Annotated in this window: 3 protein-coding genes; 2 read left to right on the top strand and 1 reads right to left on the bottom strand. The window is 70.7% G+C overall.

The genetic code is table 11. From position 1 onward, the window contains the following. The first annotated feature begins 119 nt into the window (after positions 1–119). Positions 120–995: a pentapeptide repeat-containing protein gene (locus ACTWQE_RS33495; RefSeq protein WP_443332863.1), complete on the top strand. Its 876-nt coding sequence runs from the start codon at positions 120–122 to the stop codon at positions 993–995. Between the two features lie 100 nt (positions 996–1,095). Here the strand turns inward: ACTWQE_RS33495 and ACTWQE_RS33490 are convergent, their stop codons facing one another. Then, positions 1,096–2,976 carry a propionyl-CoA synthetase gene (locus ACTWQE_RS33490; protein ID WP_443332862.1) on the bottom strand — a complete coding sequence of 627 codons (1,881 nt, stop codon included), beginning with the start codon at positions 2,974–2,976 and terminating at the stop codon, positions 1,096–1,098. Positions 2,977–3,331: 355 nt separating this feature from the next. On the opposite strand from ACTWQE_RS33490, the gene ACTWQE_RS33485 reads away from it, so the two are divergent. After that, positions 3,332–5,272, top strand: a complete 1,941-nt coding sequence (locus ACTWQE_RS33485; RefSeq protein ID WP_443332861.1) for a transglycosylase domain-containing protein — start codon at positions 3,332–3,334, stop codon at positions 5,270–5,272. The last annotated feature ends 83 nt before the right edge of the window (positions 5,273–5,355 follow it).

Here is a 5,355-nt window from a genome sequence, read left to right as displayed (position 1 = left end):
CACCCCCCCCCCCCCCGCGCCCCCACGGCTCCGCCTCCCGCCGGCATCGGAGAGCATGGGCTCATCCCCGGAGCACAGCGGGAAGGCGGTGCTCACCTCGCGGCCGGAGATCACGCACCGTGGCCCGGACGTCCGTAGCCTCTTCCTCCGACCAAGGCCGTCCCGGTCTGCGCGCCGACTGCGCACGCTGTTTCGGGCTCTGCTGTGTCGCTCTGCCCTTCGCCGCCTCGGCTGATTTCGCGGTCGGCAAGGAGGCCGGGCAGCCGTGTGCGAATCTGCGGGCGGACTTCCGCTGCGGCATCCACGCACGCCTGCGCGAGCAGGGCTTCCCCGGCTGCACCGTCTTCGACTGCTTCGGGGCGGGCCAGAAGGTCTCCCAGTCCACCTTCGGCGGCCGGGACTGGCGGCAGGAGCCCCACACCGCCCGGCAGATGTTCGAGGTCTTCCCCGTCATGCGCGGCCTTCATGAACTGCTCTGGTATCTGACCGAGGCGCTGGAACTACCGCCCGCCCGTCCCCTCCACCGCGATCTCCGCCGCGCGCTGAAGGAGACCGAGCGGCTCACCCACGGCAGCGCCGAAGCGCTCGCGGAGCTGGATGTGGCGGCCGTGCGTCAGGACGTCAATGCCCTGCTGCTGCGCGTCGGCGAACTGGTACGCGCCACAGTCCCGGGCCGCACCAGGAACCACCGGGGAGCCGATCTCGTCGGGGCCCGGCTCGCCGGTGCGAATCTGCGGGGCGCCACCCTTCGCGGAGCCTGCCTCATCGCGGCCGACCTTCAGCGCGCCGATCTGCGCACGGCCGATCTGATCGGGGCGGACCTCCGGGACGCCGACCTCAGCGGCGCCGACCTCACCGGGAGCATCTTCCTCACCCAGGCCCAGCTGAACGCCGCCAAGGGCGATGCCACGACCAAGCTGCCCCGCACGCTCGACCGCCCCGCACACTGGTCCGCCCGGCGTACGACGACGGCCGAGGTGCTGCCTGACGCATAGCGCCGTCCGCCGCAAGGCGGTTGCGCACGGCTCCCCCAGCTCCGTACGGGTGGGAGCCGTCCCGGGCATCGTGGGCCGGGCGGGAGATGCCGGACAGGGCCTACGGACCGGGGCGGAGCACGGGGCGCAGGGCGGTGAGGACCGAGGCGTCCTCGATCGTCGAGGGCACCGGTTCCTCGCGGCCCTCGGCGATGGACCGCATGGACTTGCGCAGGATCTTCCCCGACCTGGTCTTCGGCAGACCGGCCACCACATCGACGTCCTTGAACGCCGCCACCGGACCGATCTGGTCCCGTACCGCTGCGACCAGTTCGGCGCGCAACGTGTCGGGATCGCGGTCGGCGCCGGCCTTGAGCACCACCAGTCCCCGCGGCACCTGCCCCTTGAGCGCGTCCCGGACGCCGATCACAGCACACTCGGCGACCGCGGGATGGGCGGCGAGGACGGCTTCCATCGCGCCCGTGGACAACCGGTGCCCCGCCACGTTGATCACATCGTCCATGCGCCCCATGACGAACAGATAGCCGTCCTCGTCCCGGTACCCTCCGTCCCCGGTGAGGTAGTAGCCCTCGTAACGCGACAGATACGACCGCACGTACCGGTCGTCGTCCTCCCAGAGCGTGGACAGCGTGCCCGGCGGCAGCGGCAGCTTGAGGCAGATGGCGCCTTCCGTGCCGGGCGGTACCTCGGTACCGGACTCGTCCAGGACCCGTACGTCGTAGCCCGGCACCGGCACCGTGGGCGAGCCCGGCTTCACCGGCATCGGGTCCAGCCCCCGGAGGTTGGCGGCCACGGGCCAGCCCGTCTCCGTCTGCCACCAGTGGTCGACGACGGGCACGCCGAGGGTGTCCGCGGCCCAGTGGTAGGTCTCCGGGTCGAGCCGTTCGCCGGCCAGGAAGAGCGTCCGGAAGTGCGACAGGTCGTAGGCCGCGAGATGCTCGGCGTCCGGGTCGACCTTCTTGATCGCCCTCAGTGCGGTGGGGGCGGTGAACAACGCCTTCACACGGTGTTCGGCGATCACTCGCCAGAACGCTCCGGCGTCCGGCGTGCCCACGGGCTTGCCCTCGTAGAGCACGGTGGTGGCGCCCGCCAGCAGGGGTGCGTAGACGATGTACGAGTGGCCGACGACCCATCCGACGTCCGAGGCCGTCCACCACACGTCACCGGGGCCGATGTCGTAGATGTTCGCCATCGACCAGGCCAGGGCGACGGCATGCCCACCGTTGTCGCGCACCACACCCTTGGGCCGGCCGGTGGTCCCCGAGGTGTACAGCACGTACAGCGGGTCCGTGGCGGCGACGGCCACGCATCCGGCGGGCCGCGCGCCGGCCATCGCCTCGTCCCAGTCGAGCTCCCCGTCGGCGAGTTCGGCGGGCGCCTGCTCGCGCTGCAGCACGACGACCGTTTCCGGCCGGTGCCCGGCCAGGCGCAGCGCCTCGTCGACGATGGGCTTGTACTCCACGATGCGGCCGGGCTCGATCCCGCAGGAGGCGGTCACCACCACCGTGGGCCGGGCGTCGTCCACCCGTACGGCCAGCTCCTTCGGGGCGAAGCCGCCGAAGACGACGGAGTGCACGGCGCCCAGCCGGGCGCAGGCGAGCATCGCGACCACTGCCTGCGGCACCATCGGCAGATAGATCACCACCCGGTCCCCGGCCCCGACACCCAGTCCCCTCAGCACACCCGCGAACCGGGCCACCTGGTCCAGCAGTTCGGTGTAGGTGTACGAGCGCTGTTCGCCGGTGTACGCCGAGTCGTGGATCAGGGCTGTGCGGTCGCCGTTGCCCGCGGCGACATGCCGGTCGAGCGCGTTGTGACAGGTGTTCAGCGTCCCATCGGAGAACCAGCGGTGGAAGGGTGCCCGTTCGCTGTCCAGCGCCCGCGCCGGCGTCCGCTCCCACTCGATCGCGTCGGCTGCCCGCAGCCAGAAGCCCTCGGGGTCGGTCAGGCTGCTGCGGTACGCGTTCTCATAGCTCGCCACGTGCTTCTCCCGGTCGTCCGTCGGCTGCCAACAGTGTGGCCCACGGGCAGCCGGTCCGGACCAGGGGCCGTGCGCTGTGCCGTTTTTACCTGCGCATAGGCTGATACCGCCACGGGGGGCGCGGGGTGTCCTCTTTGTCGTGTCCGGTTCGGGGTCCGGCTTTTTCTTGGGGGGAACGTGCAGGTCTGGACAGGGACGGCGCTGGTGACGGCGGGCGCGTATGAGTAAGCACCGGCGGAGTACGCCGCCTTCGACGCCGCGCGCCCACGCCGTACGTGTGATGGGGACCGGCATCGCCTGGTGCCGCGGCGTACGTCGCCGGGCCCTTCCGTTGCTCTCGCGACTGACCGGTCGTATGCGTTGGGACTACCCGCGCTCGGGCAGGCACGGTATGCGCCGGTGGCTGCCGTCGTGGCGGCAGTTGGTGGTCCTCTTCCTCGCGGGCACGGGGAGCCTGGGTCTCCTGACGGGCTATGCCTATTGGCGGGCGGAGATACCGGAGAACCTCAACTCCTTCGCCACTCAGCAGGACAACGTCTACTACTGGGCCGACGGCACCAAGATGGCCCGTACCGGCTGGGTCAGCAGACAGGAAATGCCGCTGGAGAAGGTCCCGCAGGACGTCCAGTGGGCCGTGCTGGCCGCCGAGAACAAGACCTTCTACTCCGACTACGGGGTGTCCCCGTCCGGCATCACCCGCGCTCTGCTGAGAATGGGCACGGGCGGCGACACGCAGGGTGGTTCGACCATCACCCAGCAGTATGTGAAGAACGTCTATCTCGATCAGGACCAGAATTTCTCCCGCAAGCTCAACGAAATGCTCATCGCCATCAAGCTGGACAACCGGATGAGCAAGAAGGCCATTCTCGAGGGCTATCTCAACACGAGCTGGTTCGGCCGCGGCACCTACGGTATTCAGCGCGCCGCCCAGGCGTACTACGGCAAGGAGGTCTCGGAACTCAACGCGAGCGAGGGCGCCTTCCTGGCCTCTCTCCTCAAGGGAGCGGCGCTGTACGACCCGGCCGTCAGTGAGAGGAACCACCGGCGGGCGGTGGAGCGGTGGGGCTGGGTCCTCGACCGGATGGTCGACATCGGCAGGCTCTCCGCGGCGGAGCGGGCGAAGTACACCACCTTCCCCGAGCCGAGGGCGCGGCCGAGAGCCACCGACACCAGCGGCCAGAGCGGCTATCTCATCGAGATGGCGAAGGCCTACGTCGGCAAGCACACCGATGTCTCCGACGCCGAGTTCGACCTGGGTGGCTATCAGATCTACACGACGTTCGAGAAGCCGCGGGTGGACGCGCTCGCCACGGCCGTGAAGAAGGTGCGGGACGATCTCGACCCGGAGCGGCGCTCCGCCGACAAGCATGTGCGCGTGGGCGCGGCCTCCGTCGCGCCCGACGGCAGGATCCTCGCGGTCCACGGCGGCCCGGACTATCTCGCCCAGGGTTTCAACGACGCGAACGCGGTGACCGTGCCGGCGGGCACATCGTTCACGCCCTTCGTCTACGCGGCGGCCCTGCGCGACGGCGTCCAGCTGGAACGCGGCGAGAGCCGTATCCCCGTCACCCCGGAGACCCCGTACAACGGCGACGACAAGGTGTCGGTGAGGACTCCGGAGGGCCCCTACTGGGACAGAAGCGGGAAGATCGTCAAGGGCGCCAACGACGGGGGCCGGTCCTGGGGGAGCATCAGCCTGCGCGAGGCGATGGTGCACTCGGTCAACACCCCGCTCCTCCAGCTCGGCATGGATGTCGGACTGGACCGGGTGCGCCGGACCGCCACCGACTCGGGGCTGCTGGCCGGCAGTTTCGGGGCGCAGGTGCCGGCGTTCTCGCTCGGCAACTCCACGCCCAGCGCGATCCGGATGGCCGGTGCGTACGCGACGTTCGCCGCCGACGGCATGCACACGGATCCGTACTCGGTGGTGCGGGTCACCCACAACGGGGACACGATCCGCATGCCCCGGCCGCGCGCCCGGCGTGCCCTCGGCACAGGGGTGGCGGCGCAGGTCACCGATGCACTCCAGGGGGCCGTACGGGAGGGCACCGGCCAGGCGGCGAAGGGAGTCGGCCGCGGGGTGGCGGGCAAGACGGGGACCACCCAGGACAACACCTCGGCCTGGTTCGTGGGCTACACCGACCGGACGTCCACCGCGGTCGCGCTCTTCCGGCTCCAGCCGAAGACCCTGGAGCTGCTGCCGCTCGACGGCGTGGGCGGCGCTTCCGGGTCCTCGCCGGGCAGCGCCTATCCGGTCGGGATCTGGACCGACTACATGAAGGCGACCGAGCGGTAGTCCGGCACCGTCCGGCCCGGCGCCGCGGGCGGGCCGTCCAGGTGGGCCGTACGCCCTCCGCGGAAGTAACTCGGGCACCGGGG

It is taken from the genome of Streptomyces sp. 8N706, from assembly GCF_052245415.1.
In the GTDB taxonomy this organism is placed as follows: Bacteria; Actinomycetota; Actinomycetes; order Streptomycetales; family Streptomycetaceae; genus Streptomyces.
Note: the sequence above shows the minus strand (reverse complement) of the source record. Positions and strands in the feature narration are given on the sequence as shown.

Excerpts from the sequence above, each read along its gene's own strand:
- ACTWQE_RS33485 (WP_443332861.1), top strand. The coding sequence starts at position 3,332 with ATGCGTTGGGACTACCCGCGCTCGGGCAGGCACGGTATGCGCCGGTGG.